The sequence below is a fragment of the Niallia sp. NCCP-28 genome, assembly GCF_023168165.1.
Classification (GTDB): Bacteria; Bacillota; Bacilli; order Bacillales; family Cytobacillaceae; genus Niallia.
Genome location: NZ_BQYJ01000004.1, coordinates 221,879 through 246,928, shown reverse-complemented (window position 1 = coordinate 246,928; position 25,050 = coordinate 221,879). Strand labels below are relative to the sequence as shown.

Here is a 25,050-nt window from a genome sequence, read left to right as displayed (position 1 = left end):
ATTTCTAAAAGTTTCAGCAGGAATTTGCTAGGGTAAACTAGAAATATAAAGTATAGTCAAAATTCTTCTCTAGCAAGAATAAATTGCTTTATCTTTAGAGAAAATAGACTTGCACTGGAAATAATAAAGGAGGAGTAACTTATGCATTTCAACATAAGAGGAGAAAACATTGAGGTAACTCCAGCAATACGAGAATACGTAGAGAAAAAAATTACGAAATTGGAGCGTTATTTTTCCGAAACACCAGATGCGAATGTGAATGTCAATTTAAAAACATATAATGATAAAACAGCAAAAGTAGAAGTGACTATTCCAATGAGTCAATTGGTGCTGCGTGCCGAGGAAGATCATGTCGATATGTATGCCGCCATTGATTTGATAACAGATAAATTAGAACGGCAAATTAGAAAACATAAAACAAAAGTAAACCGCAAATTCCGCGAAAAAGGCAATGTAAATGAGTTTTTTGGATCTTTTGAAAGTGCTGCAGCCACTGAAGTAGAAGAAGATGAATTAGAAATAGTCCGCCAAAAACGATTTGATCTAAAGCCAATGGACAGCGAAGAAGCTATTCTGCAAATGGATTTATTAGGACATAACTTCTTTATCTATACAGATGCTGAAACAAATTCCACTAATATTGTCTACAAAAGAAAAGACGGTAAATACGGGTTGATTGAAGCAAAATAACATATAAAAACGCAGGAGATTGTCTCCTGCGTTTTTATATGCTGTCGAATAAATAAAATGAATTTTTTCTCTATTATTTATGGATAAAAAAAATAAGTGCATAATAGTAATAATATAGCTTCCACTAATCACTACATAAGTTGTCACACTAGTATGGAAATGGTAAGATAGATAAGATAAAGAATAAATGGAATAAGAGACGATTTTTTATGTTGCGAATAAGACTTTTTCGCTCTATTTGTTAATAAAATTGCCAAATCATTTTCATGCATTTTTAATAATAATGCATTACTATTAATCGGATATAACAAGAGATTTTATAAACAAATCATTATTTTGCAAAAGGAAAAAGCAGATGGCAGAAAGAAGGAGCAAATCAGAATCTCTGCCAACAGGTAAATAGTATTTTTCTTCCCATAACCATAAATAAAGGAGCGTTATTTAATGCTTGGAATTTTAAATAAAGTATTTGATCAAAATAAGCGGGATTTGAAGAAACTCGCAAAAATCGCCGATAAAGTAGAATTGTTAGCAGAGGAAACTGCTAAATTGACGGACGAGCAATTAGCAGAAAAAGCAGAAGAATTTAAAGGGCGCTATCAAAAAGGCGAAACATTGGATGAGTTGCTTGTGGAAGCATTTGCCGTTGTGCGTGAAGGGGCAAAACGTGTATTAGGTCTATATCCATATCCTGTTCAGCTGATGGGGGGAGCATCTCTTCATGATGGAAATATTTCCGAGATGAAAACAGGGGAAGGGAAAACGTTGACGGCTACTTTGCCTGTATATCTTAATGCCCTTTCTGGAAAAGGAGTCCATGTTGTAACAGTCAATGAATATTTGGCAGCACGTGATGCTTCGGAAATGGGAAAACTCTATGAATTCCTTGGACTGACAGTTGGTTTAAACTTAAACAGCATGTCAAAAGAAGAAAAACAAGCTGCTTATAATGCTGATATTACGTACGGAACAAATAATGAATTTGGTTTTGATTATCTTCGGGATAATATGGTTTTATATAATGAGCAAAAAGTGCAAAAACCGTTATTTTATGCCGTAATTGATGAAGTGGATTCCATCCTGATTGATGAAGCGCGCACACCGTTGATCATTTCCGGTTCTGCGCAAAAATCTACACAATTATATGTTCGGGCAAATACGTTTGTTAAGAGCCTGAAAGCAGAAAAAGACTATATATATGATGAAAAAACAAAAGGTGTGCAATTGACAGAAGAAGGCATGTCAAAAGCGGAACGGGTTTTCCAAATTGAAAACTTATTTGATGTATCCAATGTCGCCATCAACCACCATATTTCTCAAGCATTAAAAGCAAATGCCAGCATGCACAATGATGTCGACTATGTGGTGCAAGACGGAGAAATCGTTATTGTAGACCAGTTTACAGGCCGTTTAATGAAAGGCCGCCGCTATAGTGACGGGCTTCATCAAGCAATTGAGGCGAAGGAAAATTTAGAAATTCAAAATGAAAGCATGACTTTGGCTACCATTACTTTCCAAAACTATTTCCGCATGTATGAAAAATTAGCGGGGATGACTGGAACAGCAAAAACGGAAGAAGAAGAGTTCCGCAACATCTATAATATGAGCGTTGTTGTCATTCCCACAAACAGAGAAATTGTCCGTGATGATCGTCCGGATTTAATTTATGCGAGCATGGATGGCAAGTTTAGAGCAGTAGTAGAAGACATTGCTGAAAGACATAAAAATGGACAACCTGTATTGGTTGGTACGGTTGCGATTGAAACATCAGAAATTATTTCCAACTATCTTTCTAAAAAAGGCATTCCTCATAATGTCTTAAATGCGAAAAACCATGAAAGAGAAGCAGAAATCATTGCACATGCTGGGGAAAAAGGTGCTGTAACGATTGCAACAAATATGGCTGGCCGCGGTACAGATATTAAACTAGCTGAAGGCATAAAAGATCTTGGTGGTCTTGCAGTAATTGGTACAGAACGCCATGAAAGCAGACGTATTGATAATCAGCTTCGCGGTCGATCTGGACGTCAAGGAGATCCAGGTGTTACGCAGTTTTATCTTTCCATGGAAGATGAACTGATGCGCCGATTCGGTTCAGATAATATGAAAAATATGATGGCGAGACTTGGCATGGATGATACTCAGCCTATTCAAAGCAAAATGGTATCACGTGCCGTAGAATCTGCGCAAAAACGAGTGGAAGGCAATAACTTTGATTCCCGTAAACAATTGCTGCAATATGATGATGTTCTCCGCCAGCAACGGGAAATCATTTATACGCAGCGTAATGAAGTGTTGACTTCTGACAACTTGCGTTCGATTGTAGAAAAAATGATTAAAGCTTCTTTAGAGCGCAATGTAGGAGCACATACACCAGATCATGAAGATCAAGAAGCATGGAACCTGCAGGCCATTGTCGATTATGCGAATGGAAATCTTCTTCATGAAGGAGAATTGGAAGTTAGTGAAATTCGCGGCAAAGACAGTGAGGATATTGTTGAATTAATCTATGCAAAAGTATTAAAAAATTACGATGAAAAAGAAGAAAAATTAACGGCAGAACAAATGCGTGAATTTGAAAGAGTTATTGTCCTTCGTGCTGTTGACAGCAAATGGATTGATCATATTGATGCAATGGATCAGCTGCGCCAAGGAATTCATTTACGTGCATATGGCCAAATTGATCCACTTCGCGAGTATCAAGGTGAAGGTTTTGCAATGTTTGAAGATATGATTATTGCGATTGAAGAAGATGTGGCTAAATATGTAATGAAAGCAGAAATCCGCAACAACTTAGAGCGTGAAGAAGTAATGAAGGGCGAAGCGGTTAATCCGAAAGAAGATGGAGAAAAGAAACCGAAAAAACGTCCAGCTACGAAAAAAATGGATGTAGGCAGAAATGCACCATGTTCATGTGGAAGCGGAAAAAAATACAAAAACTGCTGTGGGAAAAGTGTATAATAACTAGTGAAATCTTGTCTCTTCTTTATAGGAGAGACAGTTTTTTTTATCACGCATTAACAGGCCGGACAGTAAAACTCCCACTGATTGAAGTTTCACTTTATGGGAAGTTTAGTTAATATCTAGTCTTTGCCAAAAAAAGTTGGGCAAAAACCAGGAACTTTTCCCTAGTGCATGCATTTTTTTGTGAAAAGCCATATAATACTATAAGGTAGAAATCTACAGACATTATTGAACTATATTTAAATAAAGGGTGACAGTAAAATGGAATTAGCAGATATTCGCAATGAATTAGAGAAGATAGAGGTAACACTAGAAAACTTTAGGGGGTCTCTTTGACTTAGAAAATAAAGAGGCTCGCATTGCTGAATTAGAAGATGAAATGCTTCAGCCAGATTTTTGGAATGATCAGCAGGCAGCACAAACAGTTATTTCAGAAAGCAATGCATTAAAAGACCAGGCGCATGAATTCTACAAATTGTTTGAAGTGTATGAAAACCTGGAATTGACATATGAGCTAGTGAAAGAAGAAGATGACGCAGAATTGCGAAGTGAATTAGAAGAGGAACTGACTGATTTAGTAAAACGCTTAAGCGATTTTGAATTAAATCTGTTGTTAAGTGAACCATATGATAAAAACAATGCCATTCTAGAACTTCATCCAGGTGCTGGAGGAACAGAATCCCAAGATTGGGGCAGCATGCTTCTTCGCATGTATACTAGATGGGCAGAGAAAAAAGGCTTTAAAGTGGAAACATTGGATTATCTTCCTGGCGATGAAGCGGGAATTAAAAGTGTAACACTAGCGATTAAAGGACATAACGCTTTTGGCTATTTAAAAGCGGAAAAAGGGGTGCACCGCCTTGTCCGCATTTCTCCATTTGATTCGTCAGGACGAAGACATACAAGTTTTGTATCATGTGAAATAATGCCTGAGTTTAATGATGAAATTGAAATTGAAGTGCGTACAGAAGATCTGAAAATTGATACGTATCGTGCTAGCGGAGCTGGCGGCCAGCATATCAATACAACAGATTCTGCTGTTCGTATTACCCATATGCCAACAGGAGTCGTGGTTTCCTGTCAAACAGAACGTTCTCAAATTAAAAATAGAGAAACAGCGATGAAAATGTTGAAAGCAAAATTGTATCAAAAGAAAATTGAAGAAAAAGAAGAAAAATTAGCAGAGATTCGTGGCGAACAAAAAGAGATTGGCTGGGGAAGCCAAATTCGTTCCTATGTGTTCCATCCATATTCGATGGTAAAAGATCATCGCACAAATACAGAAGTGGGCAATACCCAATCTGTAATGGATGGCGATTTAGATGTATTTATCAATGCTTATTTGCGTTCTAAATTAAGTGACATTGAATAATAATCGATTAAAGTCATCGCTATGTCAAAGCAGCGGTGGCTTTTTCTTTTTTTGTAGGCTCTTTTCTAAAAGATTGTTGTTTTTAAATAAACTTTGTTTACTCAAACCGCTGTTGATAAAGAAGATGATTGAAGCGAGCATCCTGAAGCGGAAATCACCTAATCTTTTTTAATTAAATAGCAACAAAGTTTACGAAAATAGCCTTTTAAAAAAAGATGCACAATCACGCCGTATGAGTAAAAACGAAGAAAAATTGCTGTTTTACCCCTTTACCACGCTAATTTAATGCGGTTTACACCTGTTTTAATGGATGATATACTCTCTGCTTGGGAAATGATAAGAAAAGAGAGAAGGCTATATAGTTTATGTTTTAGCTAACTTTTGTTAAAAAGGATCGTAACATATTATCTATATCGTCCATTATTTAAAGAGGTGTGAAGGAAAGTGAAAGTGCGTGAGTATATTTATGTGTTAGTCGGTGCGGCAATTGTGGCGTTAACCTTTAATCTGTTTTTATTGCCAAACCAAATTGCCTCTGGGGGAGTAAGCGGGATCAGCACCATTTTAGAAGCAAAACTTAATTGGGAACCTGCTTTTGTTCAGTGGGCATTTAATATTCCATTATTTATAGCAGGGGTTATCTTATTAGGGAAAAACTTTGGAGTAAAAACATTGGTTGGAACGATATTTCTTCCCTTTGTTGTATATATATCAAAAGATTTGGAGCCATGGACACATGAGCCTCTTTTAGCTTCTATTTATGGAGGAATTGGGATTGGACTTGGCATTGGCATTGTTTTTAAGGGAAGGGCCTCTACGGGAGGAACTGATTTAGCGGCGCAAATCATCAATAAATATACCGGAATATCATTAGGAAATTGTGTAGCTATAATTGACGGTTTGATTGTTGTGACGGCTAGCATTGTTTTTAGCATTGAACAAGGTTTATATGCCCTGATTGCCTTATTTGTAACAAGCAAAACGATTGATTTAGTGCAAATTGGAATGAGAAGCTCAAAAATGGCGCTTATTATAACAGAAAAACAAGAAGAAGTGCAAAGCGGCATTTTAACAAAAATAGATCGTGGTGTAACCAAATTAACAGCACATGGTGGATATACAGACTTTGAACGGCCAATTTTAATGTGCGTTGTTGATCAGTCAGAGTTTACCAAATTAAAGTCGCTTGTTCAATCAATTGATTCCACTGCATTTGTTATTGTAATGGATGCATCAGAAGTATTGGGCAAGGGTTTTAAATAATGGAGGAATTGGTATAATAAAAACAAGATCTGCTTGAAAAGGAGATGCTTGCATGAAAAAATTAATGATGCCAACAATTATATTTGCCTTTTTTCTTTTAGCTGGCTGCGGCAATAACGAGGAGTCATCCTCAAGTTCTGCAAAAGCAGGAGATCCTGAAAAGCTGTATAATCAAAAATGTTCCGTATGCCATGGCAGCAATTTAGAAGGCGGCGGCGGCCCAAATTTACAAGCTGTAGGGTCTGAATTGTCAAAAGAAGATATTGAGAAGATTATTCTTGAAGGCAAGGGCACTATGCCCAAAGGCGTATTAAAAGGAAAAGATGCAGAAGCAGTGGCCCAGTGGCTGGCTGACAAGAAATAAGGAAAAAAGTTTTATTTTTAAAATGGCTTTGCTATTTTACAGAATAAAACTTTTTTATTTTGGCTCTATTAAACTTGTTTGTCTGCCGCGTAAGGCATTGGAGGCTGCTTGAAAAAGAAACCACCTGCTTTTTTCCAGTCTTGCCATTCGCTTTCAGGGGGTGAACGGCAAGATTGGGAAAAACGATTCATTTATTCATTAAAAGATCATTTTAAAATAGTCCCCTTCAATCAACATAGATTCTTAAATAAAGCCTGTATTTAAAGGATTTGTCGATAAATAGGATAGATAAAAGGGAAAAGAAGATAAATGGGAATGAACTGAATGGAAGGCATTTAATAGAATAAGCCAAAAAAATGAAAATAAATGATACAATATTTGTAAAAGATTGTATGTAAATATTACCTTTTGATTACAATAAATCAAGGTCTAAATACCTATGGATGTACAAAAATAAGGGGAAAATAGATGGGATATAGCATTATTTGTATGGTAATATTAACTAATTATTAAAAAATAGTTTATTAATAGACGTTTGAAAAGAAAATGTAATAATTTTTTCCGTTAACTTGTTGGAGGTTAATGATATAATAACTTGAGTAACGAAGGGAACTCGTTTTTTGTTCCTTTCTTTTGACTGAAATTTGTCGAATGATGTATTTATCGTGTAAACTTTGTCAGTAAGACTTTATAGAAAAATAGAACTGTAACTCTCAGCAGCCCTAACAAGCCAATAGAGAGAAGAGTGGTTTCCTTTATCGTGCAAAAAATTCAGGGATTTATATAGCAAATGTTTCTAACAAATAATAATCAGGTGTGATAATAGATGATAGAAATGAAAAAGGTAATGAAAAAGTATTCTAATGGCGTAATTGCTGTTAATGGATTGGATATCAAGATCAAACAGGGTGAATTTGTTTACGTTGTAGGTCCAAGTGGTGCAGGAAAATCCACTTTTATTAAAATGATGTATCGGGAAGAGAAGCCGACACAAGGAACGATTATGATAAACGGCATTAACTTGGCAAAGTTAAAAATGAGTAAAGTGCCGATGTTAAGAAGAAATATTGGAGTTGTTTTCCAAGACTTTAAATTGCTGCCGACGTTAACGGTATATGAAAATGTTGCTTTTGCTCTTGAAGTAATTGAAGAAAATCCGAAAAAGATTAACAAAAAGGTAATGGAAACATTGGATTTAGTCGGCTTAAAGCATAAAGCAAAAATGCTGCCAACAGAATTGTCTGGTGGGGAGCAGCAGCGTGTTTCGATAGCACGTTCAATTATTAATGCGCCAAAATTGGTGATTGCAGATGAACCAACTGGTAACCTTGATCCAGAAACATCTTGGGATATTATGAATCTGCTAGAAGAAATTAATAATAGAGGGACAACCATTATTATGGCAACACACAATAAAGAGATTGTTAATACAATTAAGCATCGTGTTATTGCCATTGAAAGCGGAAGAATTGTTCGGGATGAGCAGCGAGGTGAATACGGATATGAAGGCTAGAACGTTTCGCAGACATGCAAGGGAAAGTTTTAAAAGCTTATTTAGAAATGGATGGATGACATTTGCATCCATAAGTGCTGTAACCATTACGTTAATACTTGTGGGCGTCTTTTTTGTCATTATGATGAATTTAAATAAAGTGGCGACAACGATAGAAGAAAATGTGGAAATTCGTGTGCATATTGATGTTGCAGCAACACAAGAAGAGCGGGCTGCGCTTGAGGAACAGATTAAAAATATATCAGAAGTCAATACCGTGAAGTTTTCTCCAAAAGAAAAAGAATTAAATAATTTAATTGATAGTTTAGGGGAAGATGGAGATGCCTTTAAGCTGTTTGAGCAGGATAATCCGTTAAATGATGTATTTGTTGTCAAAACAAAAGACCCAGCAGATACCATTAAAGTGGCGGACAGAATAGAAGGGTTTGACCATGCAGCAAAAGTTAAATATGGACAAGGATCTGTTGAAAAACTATTTAAAGTGACAAGTGTCAGCAGAAACGTAGGAATCGTGTTGATTATTGGACTGTTGTTTACAGCCATGTTCTTAATTTCTAATACGATTAAAATTACGATTGTTGCAAGAAGACGCGAAGTGGAAATTATGAAATTAGTTGGTGCAACAAACTGGTTTATTCGCTGGCCATTTTTCCTTGAAGGAATGTGGTTAGGCATTTTAGGTTCGATTATACCAATTGCAGCAGTATCGACCATCTATTATTATGCATATCAATATTTACAGCCAAAATTGGCTTCAAATTTTATTCAAATACTTGATTTTGCTCCATTTGTTTACCAAGTATCTGCCTTGTTGATTTTAATGGGAGCAGTAATTGGAGTATGGGGAAGTGTAATGAGTATCCGCAAATTTTTGCGTGTTTAATAGATTAAGAGTAACTATGATACGAAATACTATGTCCCACATTATGGATATTTTATAATGTGGGACATTCCTTGGTGCGAAAAATGTCGAAAAGTACGCTTTTTTAGCGATTAAATAAAGTGAGAAAATAGCAGCTCGGTTGAAGGGAGATCTCAGCTTGAAATCAACAGTAGTTAAATTATCAGTAGTTGCTGCATTGGGAATTAGCGGCATAATGACACAGATGCCGCTAAAAAATGTACATGCAGCAAGTTCCTTAAATGAACTCAATGAAAAAAAACAAGATATCGAAAATCAACAAAATAAAGTGGAGTCCAAATTAAATAATGCCAATGAAAAAATAACAGATGTACAAGGTCAGCAAGCAGATGTAAAAAAACAGATTGAACGATTAAATACGGAAATTTCCAATACACAAGTGAAAATCATCGAGAAAAAAGAACAGATAGCAGACACGAAAGTAGAAATAGCAAAGCTAGAGGCACAAATTAAAGAAGTGAAAAAAAGAATTGAACAACGTAATAAATTGCTGAAAGAAAGAGCAAGAGCATACCAAGAAACAGGCGGTGCTGTCAGCTATGTTGATGTATTAATGGGCTCTCAAAGCTTCAGTGATTTCATTGATCGCATGGGAGCAGTTGCTACAATAGTGGAAGCAGACCAAGATATACTTCGCGAGCAAGAAGCAGATAAAAAGCTGTTAGAAGAATCACAGGCAAAATTGAAAACACAGTTAAATTCTCTAGAAACATACTTAAGTGAGTTAGAAAGTATGAAATCTAGCTTAAACGCTCAAAAGAAAGAAAAAGATGCACTGATGGCAAAATTAAAAAAAGAAGAAAATGATATTCATGCAGAAATGCTGTCATTAGAAGAAGAAGAGGCCATTCTTGCTAGTCAAAAATCAGCCATGGAAAAGGCGATTCAACTAGAAAAAGAGCGTGTAGCGGCTGAAGCTAAGGCAGCAGAGGAAGCAAGGAAGAAACAAGCTGAAGAAGCGGCGGCAGCGGCAGCAGCTGCTGCGAAAAAAGCAGCAAGCAGTTCTGCAAGCACAAGCAGTTCAAGTGCATCTAGCAGCTCGAGTTCTCAAAGCACAAGCAGTGCAAGCTCTCAGAGATCAAGCAGTTCTGCAACAGCATCGGCACCGAAAGTATCTGCCGGCAACTTTACAAAACCAGCAAATGGCTATCTTTCTTCAGGTTTAGGTCATCGTTGGGGTACTTTTCATGCTGGTGTAGATATTGCAGCAGGCGGAACAGTTCCAGTTGTTGCAGCAGCAGATGGTGTAGTTATTCGTTCCTATACATCTAGCAGTTACGGGGAAGTAATTTTTGTATCTCATTCAATAGATGGACAAGTATATACAACAGTGTATGCTCATATGAGATCTGGAAGCAGACTTGTAGGTGCTGGCCAAGTAGTGAAAAAAGGACAACGAATCGGAACAATGGGCAATACAGGTGAATCTACTGGACAACATTTACATTTTGAACTGCATAAAGGACAATGGAATGCAGCAAAATCCAACGCCATTAATCCAGTAGGTATTGTTCCTCTTTAAATAAGCGCATTTTATGAGAAAACAGTCTATAATAGTATAGGCTGTTTTTTCGTTTTTCTTATTTAGTAGCATACCCTGATTTCTCAGAAACTACACATAACAATAAGGAAAAACTAATTCAAAGGATACTTGTAGATGGCAGCAAGCTTTTAATAAATAGTTGGGAAATCATCTTATGTTATAATAAAAAAAATGTTTTTATAAAAGAGGAGTTATAGTTATGAGCAACTTCGATAATGAGGAACAAAATCAATCGATGGAAAGTGGAAATAAGCTGCTGGATGAAGAAACTTTATTTATTGTATCCCAGACATTTAAAGCTTTGTCAGATCCGACAAGAATTAAAATCCTTCATTTATTGTCAAATAAACCTCACTCTGTTAACGAAATAGCAGAAAACTTACAGATGCTGCAGTCCACTGTTTCTCACCAATTAAGGTTTTTGAAAAATCTTCGGCTAGTAAAATATCGCAGGGAAGGCACCACTATGATTTATTCTTGTGATGATGAACATGTAATGAGTGTTTTGCAGCAAATGATTGACCATGCGATGCATCATTAAAACAAAGATAAATTGAAATTTAAATCAGCGGGGGGCCTCTGATTGTTGGTTGACGCAAGATAGGATATAGGTCACACAGATGTTGCGATAGGGCGCGGCGTCCTTAGTATCCTTAGTCTGTGTGCTTTTCTATCAGCTTTTATGGGCAAGTTTCTATTCATCTAGATTTCTCGTCTTCTCAGCTGGAAAGTTCAAAGGCCTAGCTAATGCGGGATAATTAGGGGGAAAGGGATTATTATAGGTTTTATTCTTTTTTTTACAGGCAAGCAAAATCCATTGAGTGAAGAGTGACTTTATGGAGAAAGAATGAATAATGTTTGGAAAAATAAAAAATAATAAAGAATATTTATTGACAATTTTCTGAAAGGATTCATATAATTAATATGAATATATGATTAATTATTCATATAATGAAAACACCTAATAAATAACGGATTTTATAGATGGATGCAGAAGCAAATTTTATGAGAAAGAGGAGATTATTGTGGAGGAAGGGAAGCAGTTAACGAAAAAGGAATTTACTTTAACTGGACTTGATTGTGCCAATTGTGCAATGAAAATTGAAAAAGGTGTAGCCGCCGTTGCAGGGGTAGATAAATGTTCTGTCAACTTTGCAACCCAGACTTTATCCTTAGCTATTGAGCAGCAGGATGAAGCGAGAATTATAGAAAAGGCACAAAAAGAAATTAGACGTTTAGAACCTCATATTAAAGTGGAGGAAAAGCAAAAGGGGCATATAGCTTCGGCAACTTTTTTACTGGAGGGATTAGATTGTGCCAATTGTGCGGCAAAAATTGAAAAAGAAGTAGGCAAATTGGCTGGAGTTGCCTCAGCTTCAGTGGATTTTGTTTCTAAAAAATTAACAGTAAAAGCAGCTGGCCATCAGCTGGAGGCAATGCAAGAGCGAGCGGAGAAAGTAGTTAAAAAGTTGGAGCCCCATGTACATGTTCTGCCCTTAGAAAAGGAAAAGCCTCACCATACACATGCTCACAATCATAGTCATGATCATGGGGGAGAAAATATCAAAAAGATGATAGTGCGCTTAATCGGAGGCAGTATTGTAGCCGCCATCGGCATATTTGCTCCCTTCTCTCCCTTTATGGAATTTCTTTTCTTTTTTGCTGCTTATTTGATCATTGGTGGAGATATTGTATTGCGTGCAGTAAAAAACATTATTCGCGGTCAAGTGTTTGATGAGCATTTCTTAATGGCAATTGCAACAATTGGTGCCTTTGCTGTCGGGCAGTATGCAGAAGGTGTGGCTGTTATGCTGTTTTACCAAATTGGTGAATTATTTCAAGGAATTGCAGTCAATCGTTCACGGAAATCCATCAGCAGTTTAATGGATATTCGTCCAGACTTTGCAAATGTAAAACGAAATGAACTATTTCAAAAAATGTCTCCAGAAGCAGTGGAAGTAGGCGATATTATCCTTGTAAAGCCAGGTGAAAAAATCCCCCTTGATGGCAAGGTAATAGAAGGAGCATCCATGGTTGATACTTCTGCATTAACGGGTGAATCCATTCCACGGGATATAAAACCAGGAAGTGATGTGTTAAGCGGATTTATCAATAAAAATGGTGTTTTAACAATAGAGGTAACAAAAGAGTTTGGAGAATCAACGGTTTCAAAAATTTTAGATTTAGTGCAAAATGCGAGCAGCAAAAAGGCTCCTACAGAAAATTTTATAACAAAGTTTGCTCGTTATTATACACCAGTTGTTGTAATTATTGCCTTTTTATTAGCTGTTGTTCCACCACTCATCATAAGTGGGGCAACATTCTCTGATTGGGTGTATAGAGCGTTAATCTTTTTAGTGATTTCTTGTCCATGTGCTTTAGTCGTTTCCATTCCTCTTGGATTTTTTGGAGGAATTGGGGCAGCATCAAGCAGAGGAATTCTTGTGAAAGGAAGCAACTATTTAGAAGCGCTAAATGATGTGAAATATGTTGTTTTTGATAAAACAGGAACATTGACCAAAGGTGTTTTTGAGGTAACGAAAATTCATGCTGCCAAAGGTGTAACACAGGATGAAGTGCTCCAATATGCGGCATTTGCAGAAGTGCACTCCAATCATCCTATTGCTGAATCGATTAGAAAAGCATATGGAAAAGATATCTTGGAAGACAGCATCACTAGCAATGAAATATCAGGGCATGGAATGGAAGTAGTAATAGAAGGAAAAGAAATACTTGCTGGCAATCGGAAATTAATGAGCGAAATGAATATTCCATTTTTAGAAAGCAAAGAAGTCGGCACCGTTGTTTATGTTGCTGTTAATAAAACCTTTATTGGCTATATCGTAATTGCTGATGAACTAAAAGATGATGCGAAACAAGCGATTCAATTGCTGAAAGAGCTAAATATGAAAAAGACAGTCATGCTGACAGGCGATGCATCGGCTGTTGGGGAAAAAGTCGCCAAAGAACTGGCGATAGATGAAGTATATGCAGAATTATTGCCTCAGCATAAAGTTGAAAAAATGGAACAATTGGACAGAACTAAGCAAACAAATGAAAAGATTTTATTTGTCGGAGACGGCATTAATGATACACCAGTGTTAGCGAGGGCAGATGTTGGGATGGCAATGGGAGGATTAGGGTCAGATGCTGCCATCGAAGCAGCAGATATTGTCATTATGACAGATGAGCCTTCTAAAATAGCGACAGCAATCAAAATTGCAAAGAAAACACGCAAGATTGTTTGGCAAAACATTATTTTTGCCCTTGGAGTAAAGCTGTGTTCCTATTGCTTGGAGCATTTGGCATTGCAACTATGTGGGAAGCGGTTTTTTCAGATGTAGGCGTCACATTGCTTGCTGTTTTGAATGCAATGAGAGTCTTAAAAACAAATGATTTATAAAAAAGAGTTATCCAATAAGTCGATGTTTCGGCTATTGGATAACTTTTTTTATGGTTAAGCCCATATTCACTCATTTGAAATGTAAACAAGGAGGAGGACAGCGAATAAAAGGGGAGTTTGTTAGCTGAACCAATCAGGCTTTTACAGGCAAGTTTCTGCCTACCTAGATTTCTCATTTTCTCCTATAATCTTGAGGCGGGGGGCTAGAGCCCGTTAATGCGTGATAAAATGATAACTATTTTTTGTATTGAAAAGGGTCAGCCTATAGGAATATTTCTTTTTGTTTCAAAAGATTTTTCTTTTTCTTAACAGGATTGTCTCCATTTTTTCATAACTTGTCCTTTGGAATCATATACATGAAACAATATGTTTTTAGAGTTTGATTTGCAGAAAGGACGATTAAGATGAATCGAAAATGGCTGGCAGTTTATATGACAGGTTCCCTTTTGACGGGAGCAGGTGGTGCCTATATTGGCATGAATGCGATATATAAAGAAAGGCTAGAATCAGCATCATCTTCTTCTAATAAAGAAGATGATGCTCTATCTAAAGCAGAAAGAGCATATGATTTAATCGTAAATAATTATGTGGAAAAGGTAGATAAAGAAAAGCTAGAAGAAGGGGCTATTAAAGGAATGCTTTCTACATTGGATGATCCTTATTCTGTTTATATGGATAAAGAAACAGCAAAACAATTTGATCAGGCCCTTGATCCCTCATTTGAAGGGATTGGAGCAGAGGTAAGCACGGAAGATGGGAAAATTGTAATTGTTTCGCCAATTAAAGATTCTCCAGCAGAAAAAGCTGGTTTAAAGCCAAATGATGAAATTGTTAAAGTAGATGGAAAAAGTGTAGAGGGACAAGAATTATATGAAGTAATTAAGAAAATCAGAGGAGAAAAAGGTTCGAAGGTTAAGCTGGAGATTATTAGATCAGGTTTGGATAACCCTCTTACGATATCGGTAGTTCGAGATGAAGTGCCGCAAATAACTGTATATTCTTCTATTAAAAAAGATGGCGGTGAAAATATCGGCTACTTGCAAATTACCTCTTTTTCAGAAGAAACAGCAGCAGAATTCAAAAAAGCGTTAAAGGACTTGGAGAAAAGCGGAATTTCAGGATTAATATTAGATGTGCGCGGCAATCCTGGAGGACTTCTCACCAGTGTAAACAGCATTTTAGAAGAGTTTGTTACAAATGATAAACCATATGTGCAAATTGCAGATAGAAGTGGAAAAAAAGAACAGTTTTTTTCTACCTTAACAAAAACAAAAGAGTATCCAGTAGTAGTACTTGTCGATAAGGGGAGTGCGTCTGCCTCGGAAATTTTGGCAGGAGCATTAAAAGAAGGGGCAGATTATACGTTAATTGGGGAAAAGACATTTGGAAAAGGAACAGTACAGCAGGCGGTGCCAATGGATGATGGCAGCAAAATCAAATTAACATTAGCGAAGTGGCTGACCCCTGATGGCAACTGGATTCATAAAAAAGGCATCGCACCGAATTTAGAAGTAGAGCAATCAGCCTTATATCAAACACATCCATTGCAGATTGAAGAAACCTTAGTGCAAGAAATGAACAGTGAACAAGTAAGATATGCACAAGAAATACTAACAAGTCTGGGATATACTACTGATAGAAAAGACGGATATTTCAGCAGCCAAACAAAAACAGCCGTAAAAGCATTCCAAATGAAGCATGCTTTAAAAGCAACTGGAAACATTAATGCAACAACAGCCAGCAAAATGCAGGAAGCAGTTCGAGCTGCAATGAAAGATGAAGAAAATGATATTCAGCTGCAGACAGCACTTCATTATATTGTGAGATAGAATGAAACGGCAATGAGTGATATCATATTCTTCCCTTCATTTGGACTTTAATTTTAAGAGAAGGATTAATGCAAATTAAAAATTTTACACATAAGTGAAGAAAAGTCAGCTATTCATATGCCATTATTGTATTTTCTTAGCATTATATAATGGACCTATTCATTATATAATGCTAATTATGGCAGCGGAGGAGCTGGCTTTTTTTGTGCATCCAAACGCCATTACATAATCAAGCTGTACAATTTAATCACTAAGTGACACATTTCACAAACAGGTATTGGAGATGAAAACGCATACATTTATTGTTTTTTTCATGCTACAATAAAATCAAGTTAAGGGGGAATCACAAATGTACCTTGATGAGAGAAGTAATACACTTCTTAAAGAAGTAATTGTAAATCCAGATACCTCTAATATTAAACTAGAAAAAAAGTTTAATTTATCAAGGAGGCAGGTCAGTTACAGTTTTCAGAAAATCAATAATTGGTTAGAAGGAAACAACTATCCTCCAATTAAAAAAACAAATAGCGGCAAATTTATTATTAGCCCAGTAGTAATGCAAATATTTGCAGAGAAAGTGGATGAAAATAAGCACAATCAGTATATTCCTTCAGAAAAGGAAAGGGCTCAACTGATTATCTTGCTTATAATCAATAATGATAATGATTTATCTCTATTCCATTTCACTAGTGCGCTAAAAGTCAGCAAAAATACGATACTTCGCGACTTAAAAACAGTGCAGAAAATAATTGAACCTTATCATCTGGCCATTAGCTATTCAAGATCTAATGGTTATGAATTAGAAGGAAAGGAATGGAATGTAAGAAAGCTGGCAATTGATGTATTGCGAAATATGTTATCTATGTATCATGCAGAAGTTCATATCTTAGATTTTTTAAATGTAAAAAACGAAGAAATACAAGCAGTAAAAAAACAAATGGAAGAAATAGAAACAAAGCTAGAACTTCAATTCATTGATGAGAGTTTCAGATTATTGCCATTCATTATGGTAATTACCCTCAAAAGGATGAAACAAGGAAAATTTATTAAAGATCACAACTCATTAGGCTATGAAGAATTAGCTGAAACAAAAGAGTATCTTGCAGCAGAAGTGCTGGTAAATGGAATAGATAATATTCCAAAGTTAGAGCGTTTGTTTATTACATTGCAGCTGTTGACATCCAAAATATTGACATCTCATTTATCAGATAAAGAAGTTCTGCCATTAAAAGAATCAATAGCACAAACACTTGAGATATTTGAAAATAAGGCATGCATTAAAATGAAAGAAAAGGAATTGCTGCTTAATAAGCTTGTGCTTCATATGAAGCCTGCTTACTATCGAATAAAATATCATCTTACAACTAATTATCCCACCATAGAAAAGAGCAGCGAAGAATTGGAAGAAATCCATTTTATTGTGAAAGATTCTGTAGGACCTCTTGAAAACTATATAGGTTGCGAGATAGAAAAAAATGAACTGCTGTTTCTTACTATTTTAATAGGGGGCCATTTATTAAGCTCAGGGGATACGATTCAAAAGAAAATGAAAGCAGTGGTTGTTTGTCCTAATGGAGTATCTATTTCGAAGCTAATGGAAAGTACTTTGCGGGACTTATTTCCAGAATTTTATTTCTATCATGCTTTATCCATACGAGAATTTCAAAAACTAAAATTTGATTTTGATCTTATTTTTTCACCAGTGCCCTTACAAACAGATAAGAAGTTGTTTATTGTAGAAAGCATTATTTCTGATATAGAAAAAATACAGCTAAGACAAAGAGTATTAAATGAAATTCATGGCTTAACCACTAATATCATCAATATAGATCAATTAATGAATACGATTGAGAAATATGCAGTGATTAAAGAGAAGCAGCTGTTGACAAACGCTTTACAAGAGCATTTTTCACTTAAACCTGCTAATCAAAATAATATAGTGGAGACTCGGGGCAATCTATCATTAGCTAATCTTTTAACCCCAGATATGATGGTGGTAAAACGCAAAGTAGCTAGTTGGGAAGAAGGAATAAAAATAGCATCTGCTCCCTTGTTGCAAAGTGGTGCAATCACAGGAAATTATGTAGAGGAAATGATTAGACAATATCCAACCATGCTTCCACATATTGTTTTAAGAAATGTTATTGCCATTCCACATGCAGATCCTGACTGTGGTGTTAATAAAATTGGCATGAGTTTATTGAAAATAGAAGAAGGGCTGCCTTTTAATGAAGGGGAAAGAGTCTATTTTATCGTTGTATTAGCTGCAACAGATAAAAATAAGCATCTGCAAGCACTAAGGCAATTGATGAATCTTTCTAAAAATAAGGAAGAAATAGAGCAATTAACAGCACAAAACAATTTAAATGATCTTTATGAAGTCATAAGGAAATATTCATAGCATGATGAAAGAAGGGGAAAAAATGGCAGTAGTTTCGTTTATTAAAGAAAACTTGATAAAAGTGGACCTAGAGGTAGAAAATCAGGATGAGCTATTCCAAGTGATGTATCAAGAGGCTTATGATCAAGGATATGTAAAAGATACTTTTTTAGCAAAAATCAAAGAAAGAGAATCGATTTTTCCAACAGGACTATGCATGGCTGATTATAGTGTAGCCATTCCACATACAGATCCAGAACATGTGATAGAACAATTTATTGCAGTGGCTACCTTAAAAAAACCTGTAGCTTTCTCTTTAATGGAAGATAATACAAAAACTACAGATGTAGATGTAGTGCTTATGCTTGGGCTAAACCAGCCGCATAGTCAACTGGAAGTATTGCAAGAATTGATGCAAGTCATCCAAATAAAAGATAATTTAATAAATATCATCCAAGCAAAAAACAAAAAAGAAATAATCACTATCTTTGAAAATATAAATATCGCTATTATAGGAGGTGATTGATTTGAATAGGGCATCTGTGCTTGTAGCATGTGGCGCAGGGATTGCAACATCAACAGTAGTAATGGATCATTTAGAAGAATTATTCAAAAAAGAACATTTGGATGTATTGCTTGTGCAATGTAAAATATCCGAAGTCGCTTCTTTGCAGTCTCAAGCAGCACTGATATTGTCCACTACCATTTTGCCTACGAGCTATATTACACCAGCATTAAGTGCTACACCGTATATTAGCGGCATCGGAATGGAAGATTTAGATAAAGAGATCATCGATTATATAAAAGCATATTTGGAATCATCTACAATTAAAATGTAAACGTTTAATAAATAGGTTGGAAAGCAAAATAATCATTGCTTCTAAATAGATAATATACAAAAAAGGGAGAGAATTAACATGAAAAAAGGAAAAATTCTAGTAGCTTGTGGAGCAGGTATCGCAACATCAACGGTTGTTTGTAATAGAGTGGAAAGTTTAGTAAGAGACAATAACATTAATGCAGAGATTGTACAATGCAAAATTGCTGAGGTTGCAACTCTTCAAGGCGATGCTGATTTAATTGTTTCTACTACTATTTTGCCAAAACAATATGATATTCCTGCAATTGTTGCAACAGGGTATATCAGTGGAATTGGCATGGAACAAATTGATCAACAAATTATTAATCACTTTAATAAATAGGCATGTTCTATCAAACCTTTTCTTATAATTTCTATTGAAAGGTTTATCCGGCACTAACGGGCTTTTGACCCCCACCTCAAGATGATGAGAAGACACGGGAAATGATCACTGCCCGTAAAGGCCCGATATAAAAGAACACAGACTAAGGGCGCCACCTCCTGTGGCAACGTCTGTGTGACCTATATCCTATAGGCCTCAACTAACAATCAGTGGGGTATGAAGAAAACCCCCATTGATTGAAGTTTCACTTTATCCAAAAAAGGCCAGGTTAGAAGTAGATTTTGTCTGATTGTTATTTAGTAAGAAACGAGAATGATAGAATACTAAAGCTTTTTTAGAAAAGCAACAATGAGAAAAAATACTTCTAACCTGACACTAATTTCCGTCTAGGGAGGAACTTCCATATGAAAGAGCTTTTAGATGGCGTTCAGTATGTACTTGGTTTAGGGCCTACTGTCATTTTGCCGCTTGCGATTCTTATTATAGGGTTGATATTTAGAACCGGTTTCAAAAAAGCGTTTCGTTCAGGATTAACGATTGGGATAGGTTTTGTCGGGATTAATTTAGTCATTGGTGTTCTTACAGGAAGTTTAGGACCAGCAGCACAAGCGATGGTCGAAAGATTTGGTCTTAATTTAACTGTAATTGATGGAGGATGGCCAGCTGCAGCAGCAGGTGCTTGGGCATCACCAGTTGCCGCTATTCTTTTGCCGATTTGTTTAGGGGTTAACCTTTTAATGATTTTTCTAAAGCTAACAAAAACACTGAATGTAGATATCTGGAATTATTGGCATTTTATCGCTGCTGGCGCTACTGGCTATATTTTAACAGGCAGCTACCTTTTCGCTATTCTTTGCGCGGTTGTATATGAAGTTATTGTTCTTATTATTGCTGATAAAACACAGCCGATGGTAGAGAAGTTTTATGGTCTTCCGGGAATTACATTTCCAACAGCGTCAACAGCTTCATTTGCGCCACTTGGCATCTTGCTAGGATATTTAATTGAAAAAATTCCAGGCTTGCAAAAAATAAAAGCTGATCCTGATACGATTCAAAAGAGACTTGGCATTTTTGGCGAACCAATGATGATGGGTTTCATTTTAGGAATCGTTATCGGAATATTAGCTGGCTATAATGCAGGAGATGTTTTCCAAGTAGGGATTTCTATGGGGGCTGTTATGCTGCTATTGCCTCGTATGGTAAAAATTCTGATGGAAGGTTTGCTGCCAATCTCAGAAGCAGCTCGAGACTATCTAAGAAAACGCTATGAAGGAAGAGAGTTATATATTGGTTTAGATGCAGCACTAGCGGTAGGGCATCCTGCTGTTATGTCAACAGCATTGATTTTAGTTCCTATCACATTAGTATTAGCAGTTATTCTTCCAGGCAATAAAGTATTGCCGTTTGGAGATTTGGCGACAATTCCATTTTTGGTGGCATTTATCGTAGGCTCAAGAAAAGGAAATATTATTCACTCTGTTATTGTAGGAACCATAATGATTGCGCTTTCTTTATACATGGCAACAGATTTTGCTCCTGTATTTACACAAATGCTTGCAGGCGGTTCTTTTGAAATGCCTGGCGGGGCTACTCAAGTATCGAATTTAGATACTGGCGGAAACCTTTTAAACTGGCTGGTTCTTAAAGTATCTCAGTTATTTCAAAATATAATCTAGAATAGTTCTGAATAAAAAATGGGGAGGCATGTAAGATGAAAGCTGTAAGTAAACTGGCGCCTGGTTATGATAATATGTCCTTAGTAGAGTTGGAAGAGCCGATTGTCTCTGAGGATAAAATTAAGATAAAAGTTGCTTATACAGGTATTTGCGGATCAGATATCCACACCTTTAAAGGGGAATATAACAGTAAAAACACTCCTGTTGTATTGGGGCATGAATTTTCAGGAATCGTCGTTGAAGTAGGGAAAAATGTCACAAAGGTTCAAGTTGGGGACAGAGTAACAAGCGAAACAACTTTCACAACGTGCGGACAATGCCTATATTGTCAAGAAAAAGATTATAATTTATGCCCGCATCGAACAGGAATTGGCACACAAGTTAATGGCAGTTTAGCCGATTATGTAATTGCAAGAGAAGAAAGTGTGCATCTTATTCCTGATAATGTAAGTTTAGAAGCGGCTGCATTAACAGAACCGATAGCTTGCTGCGTTCATGCAGCATTAGAAAAAACAACTATTCAATCCGATGATAAAGTATTAGTTTTTGGTCCAGGTCCCATTGGATTATTGCTTTGCCAAGTAATAAAGGCTCAAGGCGCCTTTGTTATTCTCGCTGGAATTACCAAAGACAGCAAACGTTTGGAACTGGCTAAAGAGCTGGGGATAGATGTAGTGGTAGATACATTAAGAGAAGATTTATCCGAAATAATAGCCAATTATACAGATGGTTACGGGGCTGATAAAGTGTTTGACTGTTCGGGAGCAGTTCCAGCAGTAAACCAAGGTTTGTCTCTGACAAAGAAAAAGGGCACTTTTGTTCAAGTTGGCTTATTTGCAAATAAAAAGAATGAAATAGATCAAGAATCGATTATTCAGCGTGAAATAAATTATGTTGGCTGCCGATCGCAAAAACCAAGCTCTTGGAATCTAGCGTTAGATCTTTTGGCATCTGGAAAGATAAATACAGATAAAATGATTACAAAAGTTGCCGAACTTGATGACTGGAGAACAGCCTTTGAAACGGTAATGGCTGGAGATGAAATTAAAGTATTGATTAAATCATAAGACATTATTGTTTTTCGGATCGTTTCTATGAGTAAATCCATGGTTAAATCAACCTGCTCCTTTAAAACAATAAAGTTTACGAAAACAGCCAATCATAAAACAGCAAAAACCCCAACTTATTGGGGTTTTTTAATGTTATTTATTTAAAATACTATCCTCTAGCACTAATGTTTTATCTCCGTAAATTTTAGTAATATGTTTTTCTCCCCAATTGCATAATGCTGTTAATATACTTTCTAGACTTTTTCCATATTCGCTTAGTTCATATTCTACTTTAGGGGGGATTTGCTGGTAGATAATGCGGTTTATTACCCCATCTTCTTCTAGCTCGCGAAGCTGCTGGGTCAGCATTTTTTGTGTAATGTTGGGCATTAAACGTTTTAATTCGCTTGTTCTTTTTTTTCCATGTGTCAGGTGGCAAAGTATGACACACTTCCATTTTCCTCCTATTACTTCAAGGGTTGCTTCTACGGAAATATTGTATTTTTTATTATTCATTCTCTATTATCCTCCTAGTTAATATAGGCACTAAAAAGTTCCTATATACCTTTTAGGTTCCTACATTACTTTAAAGTGCGTACTTTTTTATTTGATCTATATAGTTCATAATAACATTTGCCGGTGAAATTGCAATTTGTATTTTATCGTAAAAGCCTATTAGTGGTTTTGTAAAAATACTTTCATTAAGAAAAGCATGCGCATGCTTTCATTAGTTAATAAAGATAAAGGATGGAGGAAATATGAGTCTAGATAAAAAAAGTACACTAGCATTGCTGGCATTAGCAATAAGTGCCTTTGCAATTGGTACCACAGAATTTATTAGTGTTGGTTTGCTGCCGCTTATTTCAAATGATTTAGGCATATCCATTACAACAGCAGGGTTAACCGTGTCTATCTATGCTTTAGGTGTCACAATAGGAGCTCCGGTATTAACATCGATTACATCTAATATGCAAAGGAAATCCCTGCTGCTTTGGATTATGATTATTTTTATCCTTGGAAATAGTATTGCTGCATTGGCTACCAATATAACTGTTTTATTATTTGCCCGCATTATTGCTGCATTTTCTCATGGGGTATTTATGTCTATTGGTTCAACTATTGCTGCAGACCTTGTTCCAAAAGACAAGAGGGCATCTGCCATTTCTATTATGTTTACAGGTTTAACGGTGGCGACCGTAACAGGTGTGCCATTTGGAACATTTTTGGGTCAGCAATATGGCTGGAGATTAGCTTTTGCTGCAATTGTTATTATAGGCATTGTCGCATTTATTGCTAATAGTATCCTTGTGCCAAATAACTTGTCTAAAGGAGATAAGGTGACATTCAGCGATCAAGTCAAATTAGTGAAAAATGGCAGGCTTTTGCTAATCTTTATTATTACGGCACTAGGATATGGGGGAACATTTGTCATCTTCACGTACCTGTCTCCCTTATTGCATGAAGTGACAGGGTTTAAGGAAGAAACAGTTGCGTTAATTCTACTAGCATATGGGATTGCAATTGCCATTGGAAATATGATTGGGGGGAAACTTTCCAATCTAAATCCACTTCGCTCCCTATTTTATATGTTTCTTGTACAAGCGATTATTCTATTTGTTTTACTGTTTACGATACCATTTAAACTAGCAGGATTGATTACGATTATTTTTATGGGACTGTTAGCTTTTATGAATGTTCCTGGATTGCAGGTATATGTTGTAATGCTTGCTGAACGATTTGTGCCAAGTGCTGTTAATGTGGCATCAGCACTAAATATAGCAGCATTTAATGCAGGTATTGCTATAGGGGCCTATTTAGGTGGAGTGGTTACAAAACAGATTGGAATAATTCATACAACATGGGTTGGCGGAATAATGGTTATGCTGGCAGTTATTCTTACTGGATATAGTTTAATGCTAGAAAAAGGATCAAAACAGAATGAAAATATAATTAAAGGGGATATATAAATGAACTTACAATCAACAGTTGCACTAGCTAATGGAGTAAAAATGCCTTGGTTAGGTTTAGGGGTATTTCAAGTAGAGGATGGAGAAACAACGATTGCTGCCGTTCGCACAGCAATCAAAAATGGTTATAGAAGCATTGATACAGCTGCTATTTATGACAATGAAAAAGGTGTTGGAATAGGAATCAAAGAAGGAATTGAACTTGCGGGCATTACAAGAGAAGATTTATTTATAACTTCAAAAGTGTGGAATGAAGATTTAGGCTATGAAAAAACATTAAAGGCATTTGAAGTTACTCTAGAAAAATTAGGATTAGATTATTTAGATTTATATTTAATTCATTGGCCGAAAGAGGGCAGATATAAAGATGCATGGAGAGCGATGGAGCATCTTTATAAAGAAGGAAAAATTAAAGCGATTGGTGTAAGCAATTTTCAAATACATCATTTGGAAGATTTGCGGAAAGATGCTGATATTAAGCCAATGATTAATCAGGTAGAGCTTCATCCACGCTTAACACAAAAAGAACTAATCAAATATTGCCAAGAACAAAATATACAAATACAAGCATGGTCACCTTTAATGCAAGGACAATTGCTGGATAATCCTGAACTGCAGGAGATTGCTGCAAAGTATAATAAAACAATTGCGCAAGTGATTATCCGTTGGGATTTGCAAAATAAAGTTGTTACTATTCCCAAATCTATTAAAGAACATCGAATTATTGAAAATTCCCAAGTCTTTGATTTTACTCTCACAAAAGAAGAAATGGAACAAATCGATGGATTGAATCTTGATCAACGTGTTGGTCCAGATCCAGATAATTTTGATTTTTAAAATGTAATTTTTGGCTCCTGCTATAAGAGGAGCTTTTTTACGTTTTTTAGGAAAATAACAATAAGTTTGGCATATG

Annotated in this window: 19 protein-coding genes and 1 pseudogene; 19 read left to right on the top strand and 1 reads right to left on the bottom strand. The window is 36.0% G+C overall.

All coding sequences use genetic code 11. The features are described from left to right. The first annotated feature begins 141 nt into the window (after positions 1 to 141). The 17 genes and pseudogenes from hpf to NCCP28_RS13705 all read left to right on the top strand — a co-directional run bounded on the left by hpf (position 142) and on the right by NCCP28_RS13705 (position 22,188). Positions 142 to 690: a ribosome hibernation-promoting factor, HPF/YfiA family gene (gene hpf / locus NCCP28_RS13785; protein ID WP_248561987.1), complete on the top strand. Its 549-nt coding sequence runs from the start codon at positions 142 to 144 to the stop codon at positions 688 to 690. Between the two features lie 444 nt (positions 691 to 1,134). Then, positions 1,135 to 3,651, top strand: coding sequence for a preprotein translocase subunit SecA (secA, locus tag NCCP28_RS13780; RefSeq protein WP_248561986.1), 2,517 nt, complete (start codon positions 1,135 to 1,137; stop codon positions 3,649 to 3,651). Positions 3,652 to 3,915: 264 nt separating this feature from the next. Next, a protein-coding gene (gene prfB / locus NCCP28_RS13775; protein ID WP_248561985.1) for a peptide chain release factor 2 occupies positions 3,916 to 5,026 on the top strand; the annotation gives its coding sequence in 2 pieces (ribosomal slippage) (positions 3,916 to 3,987 and positions 3,989 to 5,026; 1,110 coding nt in all). Positions 5,027 to 5,470: 444 nt separating this feature from the next. After that, positions 5,471 to 6,289: a YitT family protein gene (locus NCCP28_RS13770; RefSeq protein WP_248561984.1), complete on the top strand. Its 819-nt coding sequence runs from the start codon at positions 5,471 to 5,473 to the stop codon at positions 6,287 to 6,289. Between the two features lie 52 nt (positions 6,290 to 6,341). Beyond that, positions 6,342 to 6,653, top strand: a complete 312-nt coding sequence (gene cccB, locus NCCP28_RS13765) for a cytochrome c551 (protein WP_248561983.1) — start codon at positions 6,342 to 6,344, stop codon at positions 6,651 to 6,653. 826 nt (positions 6,654 to 7,479) lie between these two features. Beyond that, positions 7,480 to 8,166 (top strand): cell division ATP-binding protein FtsE, encoded by a 687-nt coding sequence (gene ftsE, locus NCCP28_RS13760; protein WP_248561982.1) that lies wholly within the window; start codon positions 7,480 to 7,482, stop codon positions 8,164 to 8,166. Continuing rightward, entirely contained in the window at positions 8,156 to 9,049 is an 894-nt protein-coding gene (gene ftsX, locus NCCP28_RS13755) for a permease-like cell division protein FtsX (protein WP_248561981.1), read from the top strand. Before ftsE ends, ftsX begins: the two co-directional genes overlap by 11 nt. Before the next feature lie 157 nt (positions 9,050 to 9,206). Then, complete coding sequence (locus NCCP28_RS13750) at positions 9,207 to 10,610, top strand: murein hydrolase activator EnvC family protein (RefSeq protein WP_248561980.1); 1,404 nt, start codon at positions 9,207 to 9,209, stop codon at positions 10,608 to 10,610. Between the two features lie 220 nt (positions 10,611 to 10,830). Further along, entirely contained in the window at positions 10,831 to 11,172 is a 342-nt protein-coding gene (locus NCCP28_RS13745) for an ArsR/SmtB family transcription factor (RefSeq protein WP_248561979.1), read from the top strand. 484 nt (positions 11,173 to 11,656) lie between these two features. Further along, positions 11,657 to 14,034: pseudogene (locus NCCP28_RS13740) on the top strand (heavy metal translocating P-type ATPase). A gap of 404 nt (positions 14,035 to 14,438) precedes the next feature. Beyond that, positions 14,439 to 15,863, top strand: coding sequence for a S41 family peptidase (locus NCCP28_RS13735; RefSeq protein WP_248561978.1), 1,425 nt, complete (start codon positions 14,439 to 14,441; stop codon positions 15,861 to 15,863). A gap of 349 nt (positions 15,864 to 16,212) precedes the next feature. After that, the gene (locus tag NCCP28_RS13730; RefSeq protein WP_248561977.1) at positions 16,213 to 18,264 is read left to right on the top strand and encodes a BglG family transcription antiterminator; all 2,052 of its coding nucleotides are present in this window, start codon (positions 16,213 to 16,215) and stop codon (positions 18,262 to 18,264) included. A gap of 22 nt (positions 18,265 to 18,286) precedes the next feature. Next, positions 18,287 to 18,769, top strand: a complete 483-nt coding sequence (locus NCCP28_RS13725) for a PTS sugar transporter subunit IIA (RefSeq protein WP_248561976.1) — start codon at positions 18,287 to 18,289, stop codon at positions 18,767 to 18,769. 1 nt (position 18,770) lies between these two features. After that, entirely contained in the window at positions 18,771 to 19,082 is a 312-nt protein-coding gene (locus NCCP28_RS13720) for a PTS sugar transporter subunit IIB (RefSeq protein WP_248561975.1), read from the top strand. A gap of 78 nt (positions 19,083 to 19,160) precedes the next feature. Then, entirely contained in the window at positions 19,161 to 19,445 is a 285-nt protein-coding gene (locus tag NCCP28_RS13715) for a PTS sugar transporter subunit IIB (RefSeq protein WP_248561974.1), read from the top strand. Positions 19,446 to 19,849: 404 nt separating this feature from the next. Further along, complete coding sequence (locus tag NCCP28_RS13710) at positions 19,850 to 21,121, top strand: PTS galactitol transporter subunit IIC (protein WP_248561973.1); 1,272 nt, start codon at positions 19,850 to 19,852, stop codon at positions 21,119 to 21,121. Between the two features lie 35 nt (positions 21,122 to 21,156). Next, complete coding sequence (locus NCCP28_RS13705) at positions 21,157 to 22,188, top strand: zinc-binding dehydrogenase (RefSeq protein ID WP_248561972.1); 1,032 nt, start codon at positions 21,157 to 21,159, stop codon at positions 22,186 to 22,188. Positions 22,189 to 22,323: 135 nt separating this feature from the next. Here NCCP28_RS13705 and NCCP28_RS13700 read toward each other — a convergent pair whose 3' ends face one another. Next, the gene (locus NCCP28_RS13700) at positions 22,324 to 22,686 is read right to left on the bottom strand and encodes a winged helix-turn-helix transcriptional regulator (protein WP_248561971.1); all 363 of its coding nucleotides are present in this window, start codon (positions 22,684 to 22,686) and stop codon (positions 22,324 to 22,326) included. A gap of 242 nt (positions 22,687 to 22,928) precedes the next feature. On the opposite strand from NCCP28_RS13700, the gene NCCP28_RS13695 reads away from it, so the two are divergent. After that, the gene (locus NCCP28_RS13695) at positions 22,929 to 24,137 is read left to right on the top strand and encodes an MFS transporter (protein ID WP_248561970.1); all 1,209 of its coding nucleotides are present in this window, start codon (positions 22,929 to 22,931) and stop codon (positions 24,135 to 24,137) included. Further along, positions 24,138 to 24,974: an aldo/keto reductase gene (locus NCCP28_RS13690; RefSeq protein WP_248561969.1), complete on the top strand. Its 837-nt coding sequence runs from the start codon at positions 24,138 to 24,140 to the stop codon at positions 24,972 to 24,974. Positions 24,975 to 25,050: the final 76 nt, after the last annotated feature.